The following is an 18,526-nucleotide window of genomic DNA, read 5'->3' on the forward strand; positions in this document are numbered from 1 at the left end:
TCTATACCCGAACAAAAAAATTAATCAGCGAATCTGTAGCTTTTGCAGTAGGAAATGATCACAACCTTTAGCTAAGGATATAACTACAGACGGTTAAACCCGGCATAAAGTACTAATCTGTAATCAATCAACTAAATTGCCAGAGGTGATGATGAATATCAGGTATCTGTATGGAAAGGAGAAGATTCTTGGCCCCGTTATCCGCGACGAAGCTCCGATACGACTGTGTGACCTGACGCATTATTCACGCATGGAAAACGAAAAAATGCGCGATAATGAAATGGAAAAAATTTTCACTCCGGATCGTTATCAAGTTGCTATAAAAATTAATGGGCGCACCCTTAACCCTGACGATATGACAGCAGATCCCATGTTTACGCTATCGCCTCGTCATTGTTATTGTATATGTTTGAGTAATCGGCAAGATGAGCCAGAACTCTATGCTGCTTTTAAAGCTGATATCTGCATCGCATTCGACGTGGATCTTCTCCAAGAAAGACTTTCTCTTTTAGACCACAGATTCCCAGGTACTGAAATTAAAGGGAAAGATGTGATCTATTACCATCCAGGAACGGCACCAGACAGCTTCACTCCTGAAGAACTTGTTTTTTTTAAACCAAATATATTTTCTCATGAAGCAGAGTATAGGATTGCGCTATTTTATCCTCTAAACAAAACAGGGTTTGCATACGAGGGAGGAGTTTTACCTTTCAAAATGGAGGGTGAATCAATGTTCATGGATATTTCCCATCAGCAAAAAGGATTTATAAGTGAATGTGTTAAGAAGGTTATGCGAAGGAAATCTTCTTGACCTCGTAGTCAATTTTATGACGTTACTTAGCAAAAAAACCGGCCCTGGGGGCCGGTATGCAATATTGTTATTTTCTTTTTATAATCATGCCCCTGGTGAAGGCAAGTCTGTAGTTATACGTCAAGCCCGTTAATCCACAGCATCAGATACACCAGATCAGCCGAATCCGGCACCGTGATATACCAGCGCGGATGCGCATACTCCTCTTCCTGCGGCCAGCTCGTCTGTCCCGTCACGGTGATAAGAATATTCACCGCCTGCTTCAGCTTTCCCTCAAGATAGATGGCCACGCTGCTGCTGAGTCCCACCCGGTGCGGGTGACACGTCATTTTGACCGGCCCGGTCAGACGCTGCCTGAGCATCGCCCGCAGCCTCACCAGGTGCTGATGTGTCGCCGGGAGCACGCCGGGCTCCCCCTGAGGCGACAGGGTGAAAAGCGCGCCGCCACTGTGCTGATGAATGGCGGGTTCAGGGTACTTCAGTGTCATCATACAGTGGCAGGCTCCTGTTGTTTCTCCGTCAGACCGCGCAGACGGTCCAGATTCTGCGCGACGCGTTTTGCCGCCTCCAGTTCGCTGCAGTGAAATTCATTCATCAGCGCCCGGCGTTCGGCTTTCTCTTCTTTTTCCGTCATGCCCAGTGCCAGGAAGAGACTGGGCGGCACGGCACGAAACAGCGCCTCGATCCGTTTCGCCAGCACCACGCCCTCGGTATAACAGCCTGACAGTTTACTGGCGGACAGCAGCACCGATTCCTGCTCCGGCGTGAGCGCGCGGAACCGGCTGATATCTTTCACCTCCTCCGGGGGCATGGTCAGGCAAATCCACCATTCCGCCATGTTCAGCATTTTCTCGGCAATGTCCGGATAATCTTTAAGGTTCTGGGTGGCCAGCCACAGCCAGGCCCCGAGCTTACGCCACATCTTGACCACCTTGGTCATGTAGGGCGACAGCAGCGGGTTGACCGTGACGATATGCGCCTCATCCACCGTGAAGACAATATCCCGGCCCAGGAACTGGTCACGCTCCGCGATGTTGTTAATCATGTTGGTCATCGAGACCATGGTCAGGGCCATCTGCGCTTCATAGCCCTCACGCGCCAGATGCCCCAGGTCAACCAGCGTCACGTCCGCTTCCGGCCACAGCGCCCCTTCGCGGTTGAACAGCTCCGCTTCAAAGCTGCCGGCCTGGGTGAACATGCCCAGGGATTCCGCCATCTCCGCCGCTTTCGCCTTGCGCTGGGCATTACGGACATTAATGACGCCCTCATCATTATCAGAGGCAATGTCATACAGCGCCTGCTGCAGGTCAGACGGCAGCATCTGCCGTCCTTCTTTATACGTGGCATGCGCCGCCATCAGCAGCGCCTCACGTATCATCGCCCTGTCGGCACGCTTCAGGTCAGCCTCTTCTTTCGGGTCGCCCCCGGTGATCATCATGCGCGCGGAGATTTCCATTTCACCGAGAATGTCACGTTTGTCATCCTCGCCATCGTCGTCCGTGTCGATATCCGGCAGGTCGCTCTCATCCACGGCCTGGGCGGCGAGGCCCTCTTCCACCAGTTTATGGGCGTCTGCAAACGGCGGCAGGCTGACACCACTCCCGGGTCTGACGCTGATTTTGTTCACCGTCAGCCCGAGGCTGTCAAAGAAGTCGGCCAGCAGGCCGAACGAGTTGCCGGCCTCCGCAATAAACAGCCGCGGACGGTGGACCGCCATCAGCTGGGAGAGCGCGGCACACAGTGTGGCCGACTTGCCCGCCCCGGTCGGGCCGAACAGCAGCAGATGCGCATTCTGGGTGCGGTCATGCTTGTTGAGCGGATCGAAGGTCAGGATATCCCCGCCGCGGTTGAAAAAGCTGAAGCCGGGGTGCCCCGTGCCGGTTTCCCGCCCGGTCACCGGCAGGAGACCGGCCAGGTGCTGAACCCAGGTCAGACGGGTGTACCAGTGTTTTTTGTCACTGTCCGGGTTAAAGCACATCGGCAGCGCCCGCAGCCAGCTGTTCAGCGGCCCCTCTTCGAACTCCGGGCGGACCGGCTGCAGGCCGGCCCCGAGCAGCACGGTCGACAGCGCCAGCCGCTTGCGCTTCAGGCTGGTCATGTCATCACCGCGCAGCAGGAAGGTGATCCCCGCCCGGTACAGCTTGTGCCGGTTGCCCAGGTACTCTTTGACCGTCTTCACATCCTGGCGGACGCGGCCCGACTCAGTATTCTCCCCGACCGCGTTTTTCGACAGCCGGTTAAACTGTTCCTCAAGCCGGTCCTGGGGCTGGACCACCACCGTCATGCACACCATGGTCCCTTCCGGAAACATATCCATCAGGGCATTGATTTTCTTTTCACCCCGGCTTTTCTCCCCAGTCAGCGTGCCAGGCTCCGGCGGTGTACGCAGTTTTTCCACCGACACCGCGCAGTGCGGCTTGTTGTCAATCCACCACACGCCGTTTTCCGGGTCGGAGACCGGCGGCGTGAACCACAGGGTTTCGGCAAAATCATTGCTGACCGGCACGGTGCCTTCAGGCGTCTCGCGCGGGTCTGCGTAAGCAGCCTGGCGATAAAGCGTGGTTTTCTCCACCCAGTCCGGTGACGGATTGAACAGCCGCAGCAGCCAGCCATGCACCTGGAGGCCGTTTTGCCGGGTGCAGCGGATCCCCGCCCCGCCCAGGGCATTCACAACCCGGTCGCACACCTGGTTGAGCATCGCCACCGGCGGCATCGGATCCCGGTTTTTTCCCAGCCAGCGATAAATCACCATCCGGGTGCGGCGCTGCTGCCCGCGCCACGGCTGGCCGGTGATCAGTGAGTCGGTGAACAGGCCTTCAGGCCGGGAGATACTGCGGATATGACGCTCCATTTCCCCCAGCCAGGCGTCGGTAAACGCCGTGCGCTGCGCATGCGGTCGGACATACCCCCGCAGCCTGTCGAGGTACGCGTCAGTGTCGTCCTCGTCCTGGCAGAAGAACTGCACGACCCAGGGATTCACGTCATGTTCATCAAAGCTGTCCTGAAGCGCATCCTCCACCGAGTCACGGATCTGCTCCAGACGGTCTTCTGTCCGTCCTTCGGTGGCCACCGGCGTGACATCATAGACCGCCCCCACCGACACACCGTCATCGAGCAGGAGACACTGCTCTTCATCGAGAAACTCCGCCCAGGGCAGAAAGTCAATGATGGAGGGACTGGCATGATAAATTTTTGCCTCATCCTGGCGGGACATTTTCCCGGGACGAGTCAGGGGCTGGCGGCCCCTCACGCCCGTGCTGAGGGTATCATCGGCCTGAACGGACTGACCGCCATCAGCCGGCGTCTGACGGTCAGGGGAGGTGGTGCGGGTAAACAGTGAAAACATTACAGGGCCTCCGTGCGCTCGCCAGGCATGGCATACTGCGTCTGGCTGTAGAACGGAAACACGGTGCTGTATCCCGGCACCGGCGTGTTACCGTCGGCCAGGTGGGGATACAGATACATCACCATGTCAGGGTTAGGCAGCCGGGGAAACTGCTGCGAAATTTCACTCTCCTGAGTCCGGCTGTAGCTGCGGTCGGCCTGCGCGTCCGCCTGCGTTTCACTGCCCGTCAGCGGACGGCGCAGCGTGTCCCGGGCCTCTGCCGACTGGCGGGCGGTACTGCCGCCCCCGTCCGCGCCGTTCCACAGCTCAAGCATGGTGTTATCGCCCGCCGGCAGCATTTCCTCCTTGGAGGTTGAGCAGCCGCTGAGCACTGAACAGGCCAGAGCCAGAATGAAAACTGTTCTGTACATTACCGGTATCTCCTTTGTGAGGCGGCCGGATCGTAGCCGCTACAGATAAAAACAAATGCACTGACATTCAGCAGATGCGCCAGCTCCTGCAGGGACATATAAGGGCAGTGAAGCCGGCGCGAAAGTTTCGGGCTGTACCACGACACGGCACAGTCGCAGGCACTGAGCGGCAGGGAAAACCGGCCGGTATCCAGTAAAAGCCGGCCCCGCTGCCAGCGCAGTAAAGGCAGACGGGCAGGCAGCAGCGCCACCGGGCGCAGCTGCAGGACGGCCGACGGCGAGGGCCGCACGTCAATGTGCCAGCCCGCGCCATCGCTGAAGGTCCGGCACACGGATGACATCGGCAGAAGCGTCATGTGCCCCGTCATGACCGTCACTCAGTCCAGTCCGCCGCTGTCGCTGACGCCACCCGGCAGGGTGAAGTCGTAGCGCACCTTACGGCCCTTGTCTTCATAATCAATGGCCAGCTCACGGGTGATATGCACCGCGAGGCGGGCCCCCGGCGGCACGTAAATGGCATCAAACGTCATCCCGTACCGCTGTTTGATCCAGTCCGTGGTTTCCGACATGCCGCCGGAAATGGCCTTGCCCAGCGCCGCCTGTCCGGCGTCGCCGGTCATGGTGGAGGAAATCCCGTTGACGTTGTTCTGCGTGGTGTACTGCCCCTGACTCAGGGCATCCCCTGCCGCACCGGCCGCTGACAGGCCAAAGATGGTCGGCAGATAGGTGGAGGCGTTGGACTTACGTTCGCCCCCGATGCACGGAATGCCGTTTTCATCCGAAATCCAGCCGATACCCCCACCGGTGCCGGTATCCTGTTTGGCCTGAGCGTTATTATTCTGCCCGCCGCTGTTAACGGCCTCCGGTTTCGGGAGGGTGCGCACCGTACCGTCGGAAAAGACAAACGTGACGCTGGTCACCTGGCCGCGCACGCAGGACAGCGTCCAGTCACCGCTGGCCGTCCCGGAAACGATGGCCCCTTCAACGTCCGGCAGCTCGATGCCGTTTGCTGTCAGGTTATCCTTACCGATGAGTACTTTGAACGGGTAGGGATCGGTCACGGTGCCGTTGATGGGCACGCGGCCAAGCAGTGCCGTCATGGCGCGGCTGCCGACCAGCGTGGAGTTTTCCGGCAGGGTGTACACCGGCTCGGCACTCTCTTCCGCCCCTTTCTCATTGGTGTGCCCCTTCACTTTCTGCTCATAGGCCGCTTTCTGGCGGGTCAGCTCATTGTCCCCCAGAAACGAAGTCGGGAACTGAGATGACGCCTTGCCGCTGGCCGCATCACGCGGATCCGTCTCTTTCTGGTCCGTCGGCGTGACCCACATCATGCCGTCACTGCCCTGAGATGCCGCGCCCCCGGTGCTGCTGCCCATGCCATCCAGGCCCAGCCCCAGCGGGATATCGCTGTCTGCCGCCTTTTTCCCGGCGTCGGGCTGTTTCAGCTTGTCGGTCAGACTCTTGATCTTCGCCGTCAGGCTGAGCTGCTCATCCTGCAGCTGTGCCTGGCGTTTGTCGTACTGCTCACGCAGACCGTTGACGGCCTCATTCACCTGCCCTGACACGTCCTGATTGCGCTTACGCAGGCGCTCGTTCTCCTTCACTAAATCAGCGTTCTGTTTATCGAGCGTTTTCTGACGGTCACGCACATCGTTCAGCCGGCCGATGAGCGTGCGCAGCGTGTCCTCCGGGGTGTCGCCTTCCACGCCCAGCGCCTTCAGCTCATCCGGCGAGAGGTTTTGCAGGGCACCGCCGCTTTGTTTTGCCTGCGGCTGCTCTGCCGGTTCGTTTTTGCAGCTTTTGAGCCCCACGGCCAGCCCGGCAATCACCACGGCCGGCACGATGACTTTCACCAGGGCATTGGATTTAATCTGCATGGCGGGCCTCCTGTTTTACTGCACGGGCCGCTTTACGCAGCGCAGATGGTTCGGCGATGAAGGCGCTCTCCGGACGACCGGCGGTCACCACATACACGGTGGTGGTGTCTTCCGGCGTGCCGGCAGGACCGACCCAGCGGTGCTGGAAAGTGGCGGACACAAACTGCCCCTGCAGCGCACGCGGATCCAGAACGACCTTACGGCCGCCGGTGTTCGTGAGCCTGAGGGCCACCACGCTGCGGTTTGCCGCCCCCCAGGCCGCCAGCGGCGTGACCGTCACTGGCTCTGAAGGGTACAGCGTGCTGACGCGCCGGGGCAGATGCGGGTTGACCGGATGAATACCGGGCACCGCCTCAACCGTACGGGCCGGCGCATACAGGCTCTGGGCGGCATAGCGGGTCAGCAGCACCGGAATGGGGGCGCTGTAGCGGATTTTTTTCCGCCTGGCCTGCGTGCCGTCATCGCTGCCGGTGGGGGCTGACGGGCCTGATCCGGAAGCGCCCCGGTCTGCACCACCTGACTGACCAGCCGCATCAGATGCCTGGCTCAGCGTGCTGACATCACCGCTGTAGACCAGCCGGACCGGTTCGGCCGGCCCTTTTTCACCGGCGGCGAGATCAAACAGCAGGACCTCGCCGCTTTCCACATCCTGCAGCTGCACCCGCGTCTGCGGGAAGGCGCTGTCGGCTTTCAGGTAGACGGCCCCACCGGTGCTCTGCACCCGGAGTTTGCCGTTAAGCGCCGGCGGAAACCCAACGCGGACGTTTTTGTCCACAAAGACCACCCGCTCCTGCCCAACCTTCAGGGGGATCTGCAGCGGAATACGCTCCCATTTCATCAGCTCATCTGCGCCGGCAGGACGTGATACCAGTGTCGCCAGGGGCAGCAGGGCGAGGGACAGCGCCATCAGCCCGGCGCGGGCGTGGGGATTTTTACTCATCACTGAAACACTCCTGACTTCTCCGGTTTGGGTGCAGGCGGTGCCGCCTCCAGACGCTGGGGCACACCGGCATAACAGTCCAGCGCCAGACCGAACGGGTTGCGCTCCGCATCCCCTTCCCAGCGCACCACTTTCAGCGGGTAACGCACCAGGGCGCGTTTGACCGGCTCGGCGTGGAAATATTCATCGGCCACCACGTCCAGGCGGGCAATCCAGTGATCGCGATCCTGTACGGTCACACTCTGTGACTGGTAACCACGGCCGGGCAGTTCATACACCACGCGCACGCGGTCGGTGAGTTCGCCGGCGTCACCGCGCTTCTTCGCGTCCGCTTTCAGGAAATCCTGACAGGACGGCGTCAGATACGGCGACAGCGCATCGATTTTGGCGGAATAGTCCACCTCGCCATTTTTCGGCCAGGCATTGAGCTGCTGAAAAATGTAAAACGCAAAGGAATAGACCGTCGGGGGCGGCACTTCCCACCAGGGCCGCGTGCTGCCGGAGCGTAAATCCGGCGGGTTATGCACGGTCAGCTTGCTGGGTGCCAGCATCCAGCCGGCACAGGTGAATAAAAGGAAAAAGGCGAGCACGGCGCAGGCGATGCGCAGCGTCTGAATATGCTGGTCGCGGTCTTTTACCGCATGGCGATAACGGCTCATGAGGCTCTCCTGTTACGTTTCACTGACCAGCCCCGGGCATCCACTATCAGTTTCGGATTGCCCATTCCCAGCCGGCGTTTTTTGGTCTCCAGTCGCTGCCAGAGCCAGTTCTCGGGCTTACCGCGCTTGAGCCTGGCCATCCAGCGGCCGCCAAACCAGACGAGCAGCAGCGGCATGACCAGCAGGCCGGTGGGAACAACAACCCAGCCGGCCAGCGGGATAAACGGCAGTGACAGGAGCAGACCCACTCCCGCGCCGGCAAGGGCTGCCAGCCCCATCTCATGGGTGGTAAACCCGCGAAACACCACGGGCTCACTGTTGAGACGGTCAGGGAGAAAACGAATGGTCTGCATCGTCGTGGACTCCTACAGCAGAATGTCGGCAGACTTGCCGACCAGCCAGATAACGGTAACCAGCAGCACCACGCCCACCACGATAATGGAGCCAAATTTGGTCCAGGTGGCCCGCTCGTTACGGACTTCGGTAAACGTGTGCAGGGCAGCAATGGCGACGCTGATAAAGGCAACGGCGGCCACGACCAGCCCGCCGATGACAAGACCATCCTGGATGTACCCCTTGATTTGTCCGGACAGGCCGCTTCCGCCGCCTGATGTGGGGGGTTCAACCTGGGGTAAATCAGCGAAGGCCGGTTTGCAGGTGAGCCAGCCCAGAATAGCCAGCGTACCGGCGCGGGTCAGCGCACGGCTGCCAAGACGGCGCAGGCGGGCAACAACAGACTCAGATTGGTGCATGAAATGTATCTCCTGAAATGATTTGAATGCGTTAACTGGCGAACATCCAGATACACGCGAGCAACAGCAGCACGACGCGGATAACAAATCGCCCCAGCGCCGCATCCCGCACTTTGGTGTTACTCCACCCGGTCCAGACATCCGACAGCCCCCACGCGGCCCACAGAAAAAGAAACGCTATCAGTGCCCCGATGCTGAGCAGATTAAGAATGCTCAGGTCAAGGCTGCCGGAGCCGGCTTTAAACGCGTTGGTTTGCTCGGGTGTCATGGGCATCAGGGCCGCTCCCGCCGGTAATTACCGGCCACAAAAGACGGGTCACGCGGTTGCGCGCGGGAGGGTTCCAGATAGCGGTCAATGCCGCTGCGGATGGTGTTGAGATCGGATGTGGCCTGACGGTAATCAAAGAAAAAGCGGCCACGGTCAGCCGGGTCGGCCTGTGCAGCCGCCACGCGGGCCCGTTCAAGCGACGCCTGAACCTGGTCCAGCTGACGCTGAACAGACGCAAGCTCGTCTTTCTCGGATGCCTGTGCAGCAGCTGACGCCAGAAAGGTCAGCAGCACCAGGCCGGTGATGCCCGGGACACGACGGTTGTGCCGCATGGCCGGACGATTTGAGTTCATACGCACCTCCAGAAGGATTAAGGGGTGCGGACAGGATGCGGAAGGGGGAGCTTCGGGTCAGCGATAAACCCTAAACAGGAATTTCAAAATTAATTGCAGGCCAGTGCCGGTGGCAGGAATAGCTGTAAATAAATATTCATTGTGGTATTAAGAAAAGCTCAACGGGAAACAGAGGGAAAATGAAAATGATGAAGACTGCACTGAAGGCCACGTTAATCACTGCACTGATTACTGGCCCTGTTCTTGCTGCCGATGCTAATAAAAAGGTTGAACTGTCAGACCTGCATTTCGCCACTACCGGAAATGGATTGCAGCAACTGGAAGGTACGGGAACGAATGTATCGGATAAGCCCGTGAAGTCTGTATTTGTCAAATTCAACTTGCTGCAGAATGGCGCAGTGGTAGGGAATACTATAGCAATGGCTGAGAACCTGGAGCCGGGTCAGCAATGGAAGCTACAGGCCCCCTTTAACAGCCTGTCCATTAAGCCAGACAGCTTTAAAGTGACAGAGCTGACTGTTTATAATAACTGACACTGACGCGCCAGTAACGGTTGTTTCGTGGCTTGTCTGCTGACGGCAGGCGCGCAAAACAGGTTTTGCACGCCTCCGTCCAGCGCCGGTTAAAGATACTTCTTGAACGAAGCCGTGGTCACGGTCACGGCAATCCCCAGCAGGACAGCCGCCGGCAACAGCAGCAGGTTCGGGTAGACTGCCGTGGGCCAGGAAAGGTACAGCATGGCGGGCACCACAGCGGCCGGCTTGACCAGCTTCTTGGCATGATGATAGACAAAGGAACTTTCATACCCCGCCCCATAACGCCGCAGATCACGCCGCCCCAGCCCCTCAACCAGCGCCACCACCACGACCAGCACAAACAGTGGCACGGACAGCCCCAGGATGGTGACACGTACCAGGGTGATAATGCTTATCCATATTGTGGCCAGCAGATATTCACGCAGGTAGCCGGCAAGCCAGCCGCTCCAGCTGTTGATTTCCCGGGTGATGGCATTATCACTGTGCATCTGGTGCGCATACTGCTGACGGACCCAGTCCAGGAAGCCACTGTCCACAAAGGCCCACTGATATGCAACAGTCACCCACCGGACGACGGTCACGGAAGGCTCAGACAGCAACAGGCTGCGGGTGAACTCTGTGGACAGCCATCCCAGCTCGGTGTTCATGACCGCTTCACTGTGCGCCGCCCCGGCTTCCGGCCAGAAAAACGCGATGCCGATATATTCAATCAGCAGGCTCAGCAGCAGCGAGGACAGCACCACGCCCACCAGGGCCCACGGCCAGCCCCAGAGCAGGTTATACAGAATGCCGTGCTTGCGCTCCGGCAGCGTTTGCTGCTGTGGAGGACGTTTTACCTCAGCCATTCTCCCCTCCTGTGACCGGCACGTTCAGGGCCGGACCGTCCCGCCACCAGGATTCGCCGCTGTGATAGCTGCGCCGCATCTCCTCCGCGATTTTCTCGATACTTTCCGGCATCAGCACATCATCAGCATCCCCGGCAGGCAGCGGCATACGTATTTTCCACAGTTGACCGCCCTCCAGCAGGGCAAACGCCTGCCCTTTTGGCAGCGTCACGATATCGGCCGGCTCCAGCAGTGGGACTTTTACCGTGCCGACGCGGTCCTGGGTGCTGGAGGTGAAGTCCTGGTCTGCGTTGACATCCGCCGTGTCCTGATGCCCGGAGACCAGCGTTTTGGTGTAAATCTCCACCTGCGGCAGCTGCGTGGTCAGTAGCTCAGCGGTGCGGTTCTCCCTGACGCGCAGCATAATCAGGTTGTTAAAGTTACCCTGTACCTGGGCCGTCTTGGCCGCATTCCCGATGCGTGCCTCAATATCAGAAGAGGTCTGGGTATAGGCCGTCACCTGCATACCGGCACCGCCCCCTTTATTGATGAGAGGGATAAACTCATCCCCCATCAGCTCGTTAAACTCATCGCAGTGCAGGTTAATCAGGGACTTCCCTTCTTTACCGCCCGGCAGGCCCGCATTGATGCCGTGTTTATAAATGTGCCCGGCCACGCTCACCAGATCGGCGAACATGGAATTGCCCACGGCACTTGCCACCATACTGTCGCTGAGCGCATCGAGCCCCACATAGACCACGGCTTTTTTACGGATGATTTGCTCCCAGTCAAATATGGGCCGTGAGTCATCCATATCGAGATAGTCAGGGGCCAGAAGTTCAGCGGTCTTGCCGGTGGTCAGTTTTTCCAGCAGCGGCAGCAGGGATGCCACAATTTTGTCAAAGTAAGTACGGTCATAACGTACCGCTGAGCGCAGCCCGTCAAGAATGGGATCGTAGAGTTTTTTACCCTCTTCAGAACTCAGGGCAATTTCAATGGCCCAGATGCGTAAGGCATCCGGCTGCCCCTGCATGTTACGGGGCACGTCGTCCTCTCCCAGCACCTGCTGATTATTCTCAATCTGCGTCTGCAGAGAGGGTAGTTGCTCATGAATGATTTTCTCGGCGTAGCGGATATAGAGATCGGCGATGTTGTTCACGTAGCGCATAATCAGCGTGTAATCAGGGCGCTCTCCCAGGGCGACCAGTGCACGGGCAATAATATTGACGAACCGCCAGGCAAATTCACGAAAGGCGGCATTATTGCCGTCCCCTGAAAGCTGACCGGCCACGCGGGACGCCACCTCTGACACGCGGCCAAAACGCCCGACGGCATTATAACGGGCTGACATTTCAGGCCAGCCAAGATGAAAAATATACAGCTCGTCCCCGCGCCCGGCCCGGTGGGCCTCTGCCCAGACGCGTTTCATCAGGTCTGCGTCCCCTTTCGGATCAAACACGATGGTGACTTCACCCCGCCGGATATCCTGGGTGACCAGCAGCTCTGCCAGCCGGGTCTTGCCGACGCGCGTGGTGCCGTATACCACCGTATGGCCAACGCGCTCCCCCAGGGCCAGGGTGACATCTTTTTCGTCGGGCTCGATGCCGTGCAGCGCCGGATTCCCGCCCACCGGCGGTAATGGCCGCACCGGGTTCAGCGGCGTATCGGCACTCAGCAGCTTGCCCAGCCAGGGCAGACGATGCTCTGTCAGCATTTCAAGATGACGCGCGCCCTGGTAAAAGCGGTTCGGCTGCAGATAGCGGGCCACTTCCGGGCGCAGCGTATCCTGCAGGCGCTGGGTGTGTTTCTGGGTCCAGCGAAACCCCCGCCCGAGAAACAGGCGACGATGGCTGACGGGGATCTGTTTAGTACTCATGACATAGCGCGGCAGGCGGCGGAGATTCCGGCGGTAGCGAATAATCTTCATCCCCTGATGGGTGCGGGTGACGGCCAGCGCCGCAAACCCGGCAGCAGTGACATAGCTGACTGACGGGGCCAGGGCAACAGCCCACGGGGCCTGGACACAGACATACGCTGCCATGCCCGATACCACGGCGGTATTCAGCTCAACGGCCGGACGCAACAGGGCTTCAATCACGTAACGGTTACTCATCGCCTGCCTCCTTTATGATTTTACCATTGGCCATACGGATATACGCCCCCTTTCCGGCACCGGCTTCCCTGCGGGGCAGACAGTGGTAATGCAGGGCATTCGCCAGTAAGCGCCAGAGCACATACAGAACATTCGACAGAAAGAGAAAAACGAACCATACGGCCCGCAATGACAGCAGGTAATTATTCGCCGCGGTTTCTGTGGAGACGGCTGTGACGGTGCAGGCTGCCGGCTTTGCTTCAGGCGGAGCCGCATTATCAGGCACCGGGCATTCCTCCCACATGTAGTGTCCGGGCGGCGCGGTGCGCCATGCCGTTGCCTCCTTCTGCAGCTGGTCGTTAAGGTCACTGACCGGATGGCCCAGGACAATCCAGGCGAGCAGGAGTACACCGCAGAAAGCGGCAGGCAGGAACACGGCATGACGGAATAAACAGAACACAAGCCACAACGCGTAACGCAGACTGTTCAGGATGATATGCATAAGGGATTCCTCAGAGATATTGCCGGACGTCCTGACCGGCAAGAATGGCCAGCAGGCGTTGCCCGCTGATGATGCGCAGGCGCGGTGACGCCGTGCAAAGGGTGCGGCTCATCTTTCCGGTACGGCCCGTGTGGATAAACAGCCCCCGGCGGCCAGACTGCAGGAGAAGCCGGTCGAAGTCCTCAACATGTGCGGGGGAAACAGCACGACTGTACCGTTTGGCCTGGATAAGCCAGTGCTCGCCGTCGATGATGACCTGGCCATCAAGGCCGCCGTCACCGCTGTAGGAGGCATTACGCACCACGGTCAGCCCCTGGCGTTCAAAGGCAGACAGCAACAGCTCTTCAAAGACATAGGGGCTGATTTTGCGCAGATAAGTCAGGCGCTGCCCGTCTCCCGGCAGGCGGGTCAGTTTATCCAGTACCCGCCCCGCCGTTGCCCGGTATCGCCGGTGACGGCGGGCGCTGGCGTTTTCCCGCCGGCGCAGGTTGAGAAAGGCCATCGCCACCAGGAAGAGGATGGCCAGCATGGCAATCCCTGCGGGGTGCCCTGTCAGCAGACCGTTGAGCGGTGTCGCTACCATTACGGCCTGACCTGCTGCGTCAGGCCGGTATCAGTGATGAGTACCGGATAATGCGCGATCTGCAGGCGACGGGCCAGCTCGCTGCCGGAAGCCGGGGCCAGGCTGACACCGGGTGCCAGCTCGCGCAGCTCGCGCACGGCAGCCATGTCCGTAACGTTGACGATCATCCCGGCCGCATGCTGTTCAGCCAGTGCGCCGGCATTGGCCTTCAGCCAGTCACGGGACAGGGCATCATCCCCGATCAGAAACAACGCCCCGATGCCGGGCAGCTGCAGCGGCCGGTCGGGAACGCTGCCCGGGCGCAACTCCGGCGTGAATACCGGGAGCATGGCGGCCTCGCCCTGCAGCACGGGTGACGGGGGTGAAGGTTCGGTGTCGTTTTCCGTGCTCATGCCGGGCTGTTTATTGACGGCCTCATAATACGGGGCGGCATCTTCACCGCCCAGATCAGCAATCACGTTCAGTTCAGCATGGCCGGTCAGGGGAAGGAGGGTAAACAGCAGTAAGGACAGCGTTTTCATCAGGGTTATCTCCCGGGTTCAGTCCAGACGAAGCCTGGATCGGGGGTGAGCGCAGCAACCGTACGGGGCGCTTCAGCTGCCGGCGCAGAAATGCGGGGTGCAGGGCTGATTTTTGCCAGATGCCCTCTCACAATGGCGCGGTAACGTGCAGCAGGCTGACCACCTGCGGGATGGTGGTAGCAGCCGGCCGCATCCAGCCAGCTGCCTGGCTTACGCGCCCAGCACTCACGCAGAATGGTGGCGGCGGCGTTCAGGTTGGTGTAAGGGTCAAACGCATCCCACGTCGAGGCAAAATGATGACCGTTCCAGCCCAGATTGACCTGGGCAATACCGACATCGATGCGCTTAAGCGGGTGACGCTTCATAAAGACCTGCAGCGCCTGCCAGGCCTGCAGGCGCGTCTCATAGCGATACCCTTTGCCTGCCACATTGATGGTCCAGGGCCATGGCCGTACTCCGCGGGGAAGTTTGCGCGATGACTCGCTCAGTGATACCGAGTAAAGCGCTTCCGGGGGAACCCCGTGAGCCATGGCCACGCGGACGTAACCCTCCGGCACCGTCTGGTCAGCATGACCGTCAGAGACGGCCGCCATCAGTACGCCCAGCGCCAGCGCACCGGTCAGAATGCTGCGATTGCCCATTTACCGTCTCCCGCCTGCTGCAGTAATACCGGCATCAGGCCGTTACCAAAGCGCATCCACCGTCCGCCGTCGTGGTTCAGCGTGACCTGGCGTTTGCGGACCTTTTCCACGGGAATGTGATGGTCCCGCGCCCAGCTGCGCAGCACATCATCACTGCCCTGGCTGTCAACCAGATAGATGTCCACCGGCCGGTTGTCAGCCAGCACGGCAGACAGTTTTGCGTCGCAGGTCGCGCAGTCTTTTGACCTGACGAACAGTGCCAGCCGGCCGCCGCTGTCGTGCGCCACGCCGGAGGCGTTCCCCATATTGACCGGCAGTGCGCCCGGATACAGACGCTGCCAGGCCGCGTTCACCTCACGCTGGAAATCAAGCTCTTTCTGGGTGCGGGCAAATTCTTCCTTCACCCACTTTTCCGCAAACTTACGGCGCTCTGCCGGCGTCTGCGCCTCAATACCCAGGGTGGAAAGCGGATCGAGGCCCGGCGACTGGATACCGCGGGGGCCCTTCATCAGCTGCTGATAACGCTGGTACTCGTCAGCACTGAGGCCCCACTGACCGGCCTGCTGTTGCAGGTTTTGCTGTGCGGAGTCCGTCCGTTGTGTTGATGCCTGCTGACTGACATCCGTCTGTCCTGATGTGGTCGCAGCCTGAGTTAGGGGACTCAGCAGCATGGCGGCTAAAAAGGTATGTTTCAGTTTCATCATTCGCTCCGTTATTCTGCCCTGAGTACGGTCAGGCGGCCGTTAACCCGGAACGTCGCCTCACCGTAACCGGCACTGACCAGCGTCCAGCCGGCAACGGTTTCGCCCGTCCCGACCAGTGTCACCTGCGACAGGCTGCTGTAACCCCGGGGAGCGATGGCCGCCCAGGAATCATTCCCCCGCGTCTCCACGCCCGTCAGCACAAAAGGCGCATTGCGGGCCACGCGAAGGGACGGAGCAGCACGACGTGTGTCAGCGGGACGGGGCTTTTTTGCCGCAGGTTCTGCTTTTTTAACCGGTGCGGCGACAGGTGCGGCCGGTGCGGGGTGTGTTTTCAGCGCTGCGAGCTGCTCAGTGAGCGCACTCAGGCGGGTTTCCAGCCCCAGCTGTGCCTCCTGAAGGGTTCGCAATGACTGACGCACGGCGTCATCGCTGCCGGTCTGTTTCGCAACAGCGCTGAGCCGCTGTTGCACTTCGCCGAGATTTTTCCGCGTGTCCTGCAGACCTGTGCTGAGCGTGGTCACGTCAGACTGCAGGGCCGCGACCGTCTCAGCAGAGGCCGCGGTACTGCCCTGCGATTCAAGACGCGTCAGGCGTTCGTCGAGATTCGAGATGCCCAGTGTGAAGGCGGTGTAACCCAGCGCCAGAATGCCGGCCAGCGCCACACCACCGGCAGTGCCCAGGATGAAGCGGCGGCCGGGACGCCAGCTGAATCTTTTACGGGCCTGCGCGGGGTCCGTATGAAAAGGTTGCTGTTCGCTCATTTTCTCAGAAACCCTCCGCTGACAGGTTGAACAGGGACGGACTGCGGGGCGCTGATGGCCGGTTGTGACATGGCTGACGGCGCAGGCGTGGACCAGGTACTGACCGGCGGCGGAAGCTGGGAGACCGGCAACTGGTAGCCGTCGCGCAGGCTGTGGCAGACCACCCGCTGTACATCGTCCACCTCAAGCTGCCAGGCCGGACCGGCCAGGACCTGCAGGGCAGTACGCAGGCGCATCGGGCCCAGCTGGTACTGGACCGCCGGCAATGCCTGGCGGTAAAGCACACCGTTGGCAGAGCCCGTCGCACACAGGGAATAACCGGACTGGCGCAGGGCGTAACGCAGCGCATCCGCCACAGTAGGATGCAGGGATGACGGAATGCGGATATCAATGATCTGGGAAAGAGGGTCGCGCTGGGCCGCCTGCGGATCGGTACTGACCAGCAGATAACGATCGTAACGCACCACTTCAGGCGTCCGCGCGTACTCGTCCGGCGAGACCGGCTGAACGTTACGGGTGACGGTGGTGCCGGGTGTCGGGTCGGCAGGCGCACGCTGTTGCAGCTTTTGCGGCTGGGAAACACAGCCCGTAAGGAGCAGCAGAGGAAGAGCCGCAACAAGCCTGCCTGGTGAAAATATGTTGTGAGAGGTATTACGTTTCATCCGGAATTTTCCTGTACAGTGATAAAACAGCCCTCACTGTGCGGAATCGGTCCGGTTTCACTCAATTAACAACTGATTTTCCGTGGATGAAAAAAAACGCCACCCGAAAGGATGGCGTTGCGGTGAACCAGACAGTAATCAGTCCGGGTAGAATTCGCTGCTGAGAATTGTATCTTTTGTCCAGATGCTGTCCTCAGGGAAGATATCGAGACCAATACCCGTTTCTTTAGAAGCATTGGCGCGGGCGTCAAACCAGACATCCGCAAGCCATTCAGGATCAGAAAGCGCATTTTTGAGGCTCGGCGTCTTGTTAAGACGACGCACAATCAAATCACGCTGTCCTTTAATGGTTAACTCCCAGCTTTTACCACGATGGCTAGGCTGAAACTTCCATTTAAGTAGGTGGGCCAGTAAGACAGCCATACGGCTGGCCAGCTCACGCTTTTCACTTTTGCCCACGTCTTCAATCTCCTCGGCGATATTCTCAATATCAATCTGACTGAGCTTTCCGGCACGCAGTAAAGCTGCCTGTTCACTGGCCCAGGCAACTACGTCTGAATCGTAACGTGCGCCCATACAAGCCTCCGTTAGTCAAAAAGTGAAGAAACCGCCGGAACAGATATGCTCCGGAGATAGCATAAGATGCAACAAAAAAAGTTGCTTCCTGAAGTTTGTCAGAGACAGTCATTACAGTCAAAGCTCCGTTAATTCAGAGTGCATGGATTGCCGATTTTGGTACACCATACCCGAAGCCAATGAACGGTATATCATCGTCAAAGTCCATCGGTGGTGCACCGGCACTGCTGCCTGAAGCCTGACCGCTGTGAGTCGGGCCTGAAGGTTGCTGTGGCTGACCCCAGTCGTTCCTGGAAGACGTATTCTGACCGCTGCCGGACTGGCGGCCGCCAAGCATCTGCATCGTGCCACCAATGTTAACCACCACCTCTGTGGTGTATTTCTCCTGGCCGGACTGATCGGTCCATTTGCGTGTGCGCAGCTGGCCCTCGATGTAAACCTGGGAGCCTTTGCGCAGATATTCACCCGCAATTTCTGCCAGCTTGCCGAAAATAACCACCCGGTGCCATTCGGTCATTTCTTTCTGTTCACCGGACTGCTTGTCGCGCCAGCTCTCAGACGTGGCCAGAGAAAGGGTGGCAACTGCACTGCCGTTGGGGATATAACGCACTTCAGGATCCTGGCCGAGATTACCGACAAGAATCACCTTGTTAACGCCGCGTGAGGACATAATCATTTCTCCTGTAAAGAATAAAGAAACACCCCGCG

General features: G+C 59.4%; 24 protein-coding genes. 2 read left to right on the forward strand and 22 right to left on the reverse strand.

What is annotated here, in order from left to right; genetic code table 11:
• Nucleotides 1-265: 265 nt before the first annotated feature.
• Nucleotides 266-811: a hypothetical protein gene (locus EHV07_RS19165; protein WP_223151192.1), complete on the forward strand. Its 546-nt coding sequence runs from the start codon at nucleotides 266-268 to the stop codon at nucleotides 809-811.
• Between the two features lie 113 nt (nucleotides 812-924).
• Here EHV07_RS19165 and EHV07_RS19170 read toward each other — a convergent pair whose 3' ends face one another.
• From EHV07_RS19170 to EHV07_RS19220, 11 genes are read right to left on the reverse strand one after another with little or no spacing between them, the layout of a single operon-like run.
• Nucleotides 925-1,302, reverse strand: coding sequence for an acetyltransferase (locus EHV07_RS19170; RefSeq protein WP_147199748.1), 378 nt, complete (start codon nucleotides 1,300-1,302; stop codon nucleotides 925-927).
• The gene (locus EHV07_RS19175) at nucleotides 1,299-4,157 is read right to left on the reverse strand and encodes a conjugative transfer ATPase (RefSeq protein WP_147199749.1); all 2,859 of its coding nucleotides are present in this window, start codon (nucleotides 4,155-4,157) and stop codon (nucleotides 1,299-1,301) included. The genes EHV07_RS19170 and EHV07_RS19175 overlap by 4 nt, the downstream gene beginning before the upstream one ends.
• Nucleotides 4,157-4,567, reverse strand: coding sequence for a TIGR03751 family conjugal transfer lipoprotein (locus EHV07_RS19180; protein ID WP_147199750.1), 411 nt, complete (start codon nucleotides 4,565-4,567; stop codon nucleotides 4,157-4,159). Before EHV07_RS19180 ends, EHV07_RS19175 begins: the two co-directional genes overlap by 1 nt.
• On the reverse strand, nucleotides 4,567-4,923 hold the full coding sequence (locus EHV07_RS19185; protein WP_254446273.1) for a hypothetical protein: 357 nt from the start codon (nucleotides 4,921-4,923) through the stop codon (nucleotides 4,567-4,569). The genes EHV07_RS19180 and EHV07_RS19185 overlap by 1 nt, the downstream gene beginning before the upstream one ends.
• Before the next feature lie 21 nt (nucleotides 4,924-4,944).
• Nucleotides 4,945-6,444 (reverse strand): TIGR03752 family integrating conjugative element protein, encoded by a 1,500-nt coding sequence (locus EHV07_RS19190; RefSeq protein ID WP_147199752.1) that lies wholly within the window; start codon nucleotides 6,442-6,444, stop codon nucleotides 4,945-4,947.
• Complete coding sequence (locus EHV07_RS19195; protein WP_147194313.1) at nucleotides 6,434-7,384, reverse strand: TIGR03749 family integrating conjugative element protein; 951 nt, start codon at nucleotides 7,382-7,384, stop codon at nucleotides 6,434-6,436. Before EHV07_RS19195 ends, EHV07_RS19190 begins: the two co-directional genes overlap by 11 nt.
• Entirely contained in the window at nucleotides 7,384-8,043 is a 660-nt protein-coding gene (locus EHV07_RS19200) for a PFL_4703 family integrating conjugative element protein (RefSeq protein WP_147194310.1), read from the reverse strand. Before EHV07_RS19200 ends, EHV07_RS19195 begins: the two co-directional genes overlap by 1 nt.
• Nucleotides 8,040-8,396, reverse strand: coding sequence for a TIGR03750 family conjugal transfer protein (locus EHV07_RS19205; protein WP_031592993.1), 357 nt, complete (start codon nucleotides 8,394-8,396; stop codon nucleotides 8,040-8,042). The genes EHV07_RS19200 and EHV07_RS19205 overlap by 4 nt, the downstream gene beginning before the upstream one ends.
• Nucleotides 8,397-8,408: 12 nt before the next feature.
• Complete coding sequence (locus EHV07_RS19210) at nucleotides 8,409-8,795, reverse strand: TIGR03745 family integrating conjugative element membrane protein (protein ID WP_147194307.1); 387 nt, start codon at nucleotides 8,793-8,795, stop codon at nucleotides 8,409-8,411.
• A gap of 31 nt (nucleotides 8,796-8,826) precedes the next feature.
• Complete coding sequence (locus tag EHV07_RS19215) at nucleotides 8,827-9,069, reverse strand: TIGR03758 family integrating conjugative element protein (protein ID WP_031592991.1); 243 nt, start codon at nucleotides 9,067-9,069, stop codon at nucleotides 8,827-8,829.
• Complete coding sequence (locus tag EHV07_RS19220; RefSeq protein WP_147199753.1) at nucleotides 9,069-9,416, reverse strand: RAQPRD family integrative conjugative element protein; 348 nt, start codon at nucleotides 9,414-9,416, stop codon at nucleotides 9,069-9,071. The genes EHV07_RS19215 and EHV07_RS19220 overlap by 1 nt, the downstream gene beginning before the upstream one ends.
• A 179-nt stretch (nucleotides 9,417-9,595) precedes the next feature.
• Here EHV07_RS19220 and EHV07_RS19225 point away from each other — a divergent pair, with 179 nt between their 5' ends.
• Nucleotides 9,596-9,949, forward strand: a complete 354-nt coding sequence (locus EHV07_RS19225) for an FxLYD domain-containing protein (protein ID WP_254446274.1) — start codon at nucleotides 9,596-9,598, stop codon at nucleotides 9,947-9,949.
• Nucleotides 9,950-10,038: 89 nt separating this feature from the next.
• Here EHV07_RS19225 and EHV07_RS19230 read toward each other — a convergent pair whose 3' ends face one another.
• From EHV07_RS19230 to EHV07_RS19280, 11 genes are all read right to left on the reverse strand, one after another.
• Complete coding sequence (locus tag EHV07_RS19230; RefSeq protein WP_147199754.1) at nucleotides 10,039-10,797, reverse strand: TIGR03747 family integrating conjugative element membrane protein; 759 nt, start codon at nucleotides 10,795-10,797, stop codon at nucleotides 10,039-10,041.
• Nucleotides 10,790-12,889: a type IV conjugative transfer system coupling protein TraD gene (gene traD, locus EHV07_RS19235; protein ID WP_147199755.1), complete on the reverse strand. Its 2,100-nt coding sequence runs from the start codon at nucleotides 12,887-12,889 to the stop codon at nucleotides 10,790-10,792. The genes EHV07_RS19230 and traD overlap by 8 nt, the downstream gene beginning before the upstream one ends.
• Nucleotides 12,882-13,370, reverse strand: coding sequence for a hypothetical protein (locus EHV07_RS19240; RefSeq protein WP_147199756.1), 489 nt, complete (start codon nucleotides 13,368-13,370; stop codon nucleotides 12,882-12,884). The genes traD and EHV07_RS19240 overlap by 8 nt, the downstream gene beginning before the upstream one ends.
• A 10-nt stretch (nucleotides 13,371-13,380) precedes the next feature.
• The gene (locus EHV07_RS19245; protein WP_147199757.1) at nucleotides 13,381-13,953 is read right to left on the reverse strand and encodes a restriction endonuclease; all 573 of its coding nucleotides are present in this window, start codon (nucleotides 13,951-13,953) and stop codon (nucleotides 13,381-13,383) included.
• Nucleotides 13,953-14,474, reverse strand: a complete 522-nt coding sequence (locus EHV07_RS19250) for an integrating conjugative element protein (RefSeq protein WP_147199758.1) — start codon at nucleotides 14,472-14,474, stop codon at nucleotides 13,953-13,955. Before EHV07_RS19250 ends, EHV07_RS19245 begins: the two co-directional genes overlap by 1 nt.
• 5 nt (nucleotides 14,475-14,479) lie before the next feature.
• Nucleotides 14,480-15,115, reverse strand: a complete 636-nt coding sequence (locus EHV07_RS19255; protein WP_147199759.1) for a transglycosylase SLT domain-containing protein — start codon at nucleotides 15,113-15,115, stop codon at nucleotides 14,480-14,482.
• Nucleotides 15,094-15,816, reverse strand: a complete 723-nt coding sequence (locus EHV07_RS19260; RefSeq protein WP_147200674.1) for a TIGR03759 family integrating conjugative element protein — start codon at nucleotides 15,814-15,816, stop codon at nucleotides 15,094-15,096. Before EHV07_RS19260 ends, EHV07_RS19255 begins: the two co-directional genes overlap by 22 nt.
• An 11-nt stretch (nucleotides 15,817-15,827) precedes the next feature.
• On the reverse strand, nucleotides 15,828-16,580 hold the full coding sequence (locus EHV07_RS19265) for a hypothetical protein (protein ID WP_147199760.1): 753 nt from the start codon (nucleotides 16,578-16,580) through the stop codon (nucleotides 15,828-15,830).
• On the reverse strand, nucleotides 16,577-17,242 hold the full coding sequence (locus tag EHV07_RS19270) for a PilL N-terminal domain-containing protein (RefSeq protein ID WP_147199761.1): 666 nt from the start codon (nucleotides 17,240-17,242) through the stop codon (nucleotides 16,577-16,579). Before EHV07_RS19270 ends, EHV07_RS19265 begins: the two co-directional genes overlap by 4 nt.
• A 138-nt stretch (nucleotides 17,243-17,380) precedes the next feature.
• The gene (locus EHV07_RS19275; protein ID WP_147199762.1) at nucleotides 17,381-17,818 is read right to left on the reverse strand and encodes a DUF29 domain-containing protein; all 438 of its coding nucleotides are present in this window, start codon (nucleotides 17,816-17,818) and stop codon (nucleotides 17,381-17,383) included.
• 133 nt (nucleotides 17,819-17,951) lie between these two features.
• A complete protein-coding gene (locus tag EHV07_RS19280; RefSeq protein WP_147199763.1) occupies nucleotides 17,952-18,488 on the reverse strand; it encodes a single-stranded DNA-binding protein in 537 nt (178 codons plus the stop codon).
• Nucleotides 18,489-18,526 lie beyond the last annotated feature (38 nt).

The organism is Pantoea sp. CCBC3-3-1 (genome assembly GCF_007981265.1).
GTDB lineage: Bacteria > Pseudomonadota > Gammaproteobacteria > Enterobacterales > Enterobacteriaceae > Erwinia.

What these genes read in the sequence shown, in the direction of transcription:
- EHV07_RS19165 (WP_223151192.1), top strand. Translation starts at nt 266, where the DNA reads ATGCGCGATAATGAAATGGAAAAAATTTTCACTCCGGATCGTTATCAA.
- EHV07_RS19170 (WP_147199748.1), bottom strand. Translation starts at nt 1,302, where the DNA reads ATGATGACACTGAAGTACCCTGAACCCGCCATTCATCAGCACAGTGGC.
- EHV07_RS19175 (WP_147199749.1), bottom strand. Translation starts at nt 4,157, where the DNA reads ATGTTTTCACTGTTTACCCGCACCACCTCCCCTGACCGTCAGACGCCG.
- EHV07_RS19180 (WP_147199750.1), bottom strand. Translation starts at nt 4,567, where the DNA reads ATGTACAGAACAGTTTTCATTCTGGCTCTGGCCTGTTCAGTGCTCAGC.
- EHV07_RS19185 (WP_254446273.1), bottom strand. Translation starts at nt 4,923, where the DNA reads ATGACGCTTCTGCCGATGTCATCCGTGTGCCGGACCTTCAGCGATGGC.
- EHV07_RS19190 (WP_147199752.1), bottom strand. Translation starts at nt 6,444, where the DNA reads ATGCAGATTAAATCCAATGCCCTGGTGAAAGTCATCGTGCCGGCCGTG.
- EHV07_RS19195 (WP_147194313.1), bottom strand. Translation starts at nt 7,384, where the DNA reads ATGAGTAAAAATCCCCACGCCCGCGCCGGGCTGATGGCGCTGTCCCTC.
- EHV07_RS19200 (WP_147194310.1), bottom strand. Translation starts at nt 8,043, where the DNA reads ATGAGCCGTTATCGCCATGCGGTAAAAGACCGCGACCAGCATATTCAG.
- EHV07_RS19205 (WP_031592993.1), bottom strand. Translation starts at nt 8,396, where the DNA reads ATGCAGACCATTCGTTTTCTCCCTGACCGTCTCAACAGTGAGCCCGTG.
- EHV07_RS19210 (WP_147194307.1), bottom strand. Translation starts at nt 8,795, where the DNA reads ATGCACCAATCTGAGTCTGTTGTTGCCCGCCTGCGCCGTCTTGGCAGC.
- EHV07_RS19215 (WP_031592991.1), bottom strand. Translation starts at nt 9,069, where the DNA reads ATGCCCATGACACCCGAGCAAACCAACGCGTTTAAAGCCGGCTCCGGC.
- EHV07_RS19220 (WP_147199753.1), bottom strand. Translation starts at nt 9,416, where the DNA reads ATGAACTCAAATCGTCCGGCCATGCGGCACAACCGTCGTGTCCCGGGC.
- EHV07_RS19225 (WP_254446274.1), top strand. Translation starts at nt 9,596, where the DNA reads ATGAAAATGATGAAGACTGCACTGAAGGCCACGTTAATCACTGCACTG.
- EHV07_RS19230 (WP_147199754.1), bottom strand. Translation starts at nt 10,797, where the DNA reads ATGGCTGAGGTAAAACGTCCTCCACAGCAGCAAACGCTGCCGGAGCGC.
- traD (WP_147199755.1), bottom strand. Translation starts at nt 12,889, where the DNA reads ATGAGTAACCGTTACGTGATTGAAGCCCTGTTGCGTCCGGCCGTTGAG.
- EHV07_RS19240 (WP_147199756.1), bottom strand. Translation starts at nt 13,370, where the DNA reads ATGCATATCATCCTGAACAGTCTGCGTTACGCGTTGTGGCTTGTGTTC.
- EHV07_RS19245 (WP_147199757.1), bottom strand. Translation starts at nt 13,953, where the DNA reads ATGGTAGCGACACCGCTCAACGGTCTGCTGACAGGGCACCCCGCAGGG.
- EHV07_RS19250 (WP_147199758.1), bottom strand. Translation starts at nt 14,474, where the DNA reads ATGAAAACGCTGTCCTTACTGCTGTTTACCCTCCTTCCCCTGACCGGC.
- EHV07_RS19255 (WP_147199759.1), bottom strand. Translation starts at nt 15,115, where the DNA reads ATGGGCAATCGCAGCATTCTGACCGGTGCGCTGGCGCTGGGCGTACTG.
- EHV07_RS19260 (WP_147200674.1), bottom strand. Translation starts at nt 15,816, where the DNA reads ATGAAACTGAAACATACCTTTTTAGCCGCCATGCTGCTGAGTCCCCTA.
- EHV07_RS19265 (WP_147199760.1), bottom strand. Translation starts at nt 16,580, where the DNA reads ATGAGCGAACAGCAACCTTTTCATACGGACCCCGCGCAGGCCCGTAAA.
- EHV07_RS19270 (WP_147199761.1), bottom strand. Translation starts at nt 17,242, where the DNA reads ATGAAACGTAATACCTCTCACAACATATTTTCACCAGGCAGGCTTGTT.
- EHV07_RS19275 (WP_147199762.1), bottom strand. Translation starts at nt 17,818, where the DNA reads ATGGGCGCACGTTACGATTCAGACGTAGTTGCCTGGGCCAGTGAACAG.
- EHV07_RS19280 (WP_147199763.1), bottom strand. Translation starts at nt 18,488, where the DNA reads ATGTCCTCACGCGGCGTTAACAAGGTGATTCTTGTCGGTAATCTCGGC.